The sequence below is a fragment of the Mesorhizobium sp. M0293 genome (assembly GCF_040321735.1).
Classification (GTDB): domain Bacteria; phylum Pseudomonadota; class Alphaproteobacteria; order Rhizobiales; family Rhizobiaceae; genus Mesorhizobium.
In genome coordinates, this window is sequence record NZ_JAMYSA010000253.1 from 1 (window position 1) to 2,071 (window position 2,071).

Annotated in this window: 2 protein-coding genes; both read left to right on the forward strand. The window is 62.0% G+C overall.

Going from position 1 to position 2,071, the window contains the following annotated elements:
• Window positions 1-100: 100 nt before the first annotated feature.
• Entirely contained in the window at window positions 101-1,171 is a 1,071-nt protein-coding gene (gene torT / locus NKJ06_RS35220; RefSeq protein WP_352812526.1) for a TMAO reductase system periplasmic protein TorT, read from the forward strand.
• A gap of 74 nt (window positions 1,172-1,245) precedes the next feature.
• A partial coding sequence (locus NKJ06_RS35225) for an ATP-binding cassette domain-containing protein (protein ID WP_352812528.1) occupies window positions 1,246-2,071 on the forward strand: 826 nt, incomplete at its 3' end.

Genomic DNA, 2,071 nt, shown 5'->3' on the forward strand with positions numbered 1-2,071 from the left:
CCCCCTCCGGGGCTTGTATCGCCGCCCCCACGCCCGCGGGGGGCGCGGGAAATTGTGCGGCCCCCCCACCCGGGAACACACGAAACAAATGGGGAATCACATGACCAAGACTCGCGCTTTCCAATCCATGCTCGCGGCGGCTTTCGTCACCGGCGTGGCCGTCCTGCCCAACGCCGCCCAAGCCAAGGATTGGTGGCCCTTCAAGATCAACGCGGCCAAGGGCGGCGATCTGAAAAAAGTCGAGGCACTCGACTATGTGCCGCTGGAAAAGGCCGAGAAGCCCTGGAACCTGTGCGTTTTGTTTCCGCACCTCAAGGACAGCTACTGGGTCTCGGTCGACTACGGCATCGTCGAAGAAGCAAAGCGCCTGGGTGTCAAGGTGACGGTGCTGCAGGCCGGCGGCTATGACGCGCTGCCCAAGCAGCTGTCGCAGTATGACGATTGCGTCGCATCCGGGGCCCAGGGTATCCTCGTCGCCGCCATCTCGGAAGCCGGTCTTGCGGCCAAGCTGAAGGAGGGCGACGCCAAGGGTCTTGTCCAGATCGCCGTCGCCAATCCCATCCTGGAAACTCCGATCACCGCGCGCATCACTCCCGATACCTACCAGAAGGGTTTTCAGGAGGGTGAGTACCTCAAGAAGTATCTCGGCGACAAAAAGACGACCGCGATCGGCCTGCCCGGTCCGCAGGGATCGGGTTGGGCGGAGAGCTATATGGCGGGCTTCCGCGACAGCACCAAAACCGGCAACATCAAGCTCGCGGCCGAGCTCTATGGTGAGCCCGGCGTTCCGCAAAGCCTGCGCCTCGTCGAGGACGCCCTGCAGACCTATCCGGATCTCAATGTCATCTGGGGCGGGGCTGCTGCGGCGGAAGCGGCCGTCAGCGCCGTCGCCGACGCTGGCCGCGACGACGTTGTGATCATGTCGTCCTACGAGAACCAGACGATGCTGAAGCTGGTCAAGGAAGGCAAGGTGCTTGGCTTTGCCGCCGAGTATCCGGTGATGATGGGCCGCATCAGCGTCGACCTCGCGGTGCGCGCCTTGGAAAAGAAGGACTACGAGAAGGTTCTGCTGGTGGCGCCGGGTATCGTGACCAAGGACAACGTCGACAAGATCGACCCGACGCAGATTTTCGCGCCCGATGGGTGGAAGCCTGAATTTTCGGTACAATAGTCGCATCTTCGATGGGCGGTAGACCTCGGCCTTGGCCTGCCGCCCGTTTTGCTTCGAGTTCGGTGGTGTCAGCGATGCTTGAACTTACGGGTATAACGAAGCGTTTCGGGGGGGTGGTGGCGCTTGACGGCGTCGATTTCACGCTGCTGAGCGGTGAGGTCCATGCCCTTCTCGGCGAAAACGGCGCCGGAAAGTCGACGCTCATCAATCTGATAGCGGGAACCTACGGCTGGACCGAAGGCTCTTGCCGTATCGACGGCCAAACCGTTTCCGCGCTGACCCCACAGAAATCCCGCGATGCCGGGGTGGCGGCTGTGTTCCAGGAATTCAGTCTTGTCCCCGACCTCACGGTCGAGGAGAACCTGTTTCTTGGACGCGAGATCAAGGGAAGGCTTTTCCTAAATCGGCGCGCGATGCGTGCCCGCGCGGAAGAACGCTTCCGCGACGTTGGCTTTCACGTCGAGCTGGACAGCAAGATCGAAACGCTGACCCGGGCGCAAAAGCAGATGGTCGAGATTGCCAAGGGCATGCTTTCGGATGCCAAGATACTCATCCTCGACGAACCGACCGCGTCGCTTACCGACGGTGAAGCGGAAAAACTGTTCGCCGCAATCGCGGGCCTCAAGGCGCGGGGCGTCGGCATCATCTATGTGTCGCATCGCATGGCCGAGATCCGTCGGCTCGCGGACCGTGTCACGGTCTTGCGAGGAGGGCGCAAGATCGACACAGTGGCCATCGCCGCGGCATCGGACGCGACCCTGATCGAGATGATGGTCGGCCAGCCGGTCGAACGACTTTATCCATCAATTAGCCATCGCCCCGCCGAAATCGTGCTGGCGACCAGGGGGATCAGTGTCTCCGGCACCCTATCCGATGCCTCCATCGTGGTCAGAGCTGGCG